The organism is Patiriisocius sp. 208BN25-11, assembly GCF_058147145.1.
Genome location: NZ_JBYVJY010000147.1, coordinates 1 through 235, shown reverse-complemented (window position 1 = coordinate 235; position 235 = coordinate 1). Strand labels below are relative to the sequence as shown.

The following is a 235-nucleotide window of genomic DNA, read 5'->3' as shown; positions in this document are numbered from 1 at the left end:
GCAACCAAAGCTATCGAAATGATCATGCAGTATCTGCCACGCGCCGTTGAAGATGGCAGTGATCTGGAAGCCCGTGACCAGATGGCCTGTGCCCAGTTTATGGCAGGTGTCGCCTTTAACAATGCTGGCCTTGGTTATGTTCACGCAATGGCTCACCAGCTGGGCGGTATGTATGGCCTGCCTCACGGTGTATGTAATGCTGTGCTGTTGCCACACGTTATGGCGTTCAATATGA

1 pseudogene is annotated in these 235 nt (G+C 52.3%); it reads left to right on the top strand.

Annotated elements, in window-relative coordinates:
- Positions 1-18 precede the first annotated feature (18 nt).
- Positions 19-235 (top strand): annotated as a pseudogene (locus ACY2RS_RS15925) (hypothetical protein); the annotation flags it as partial.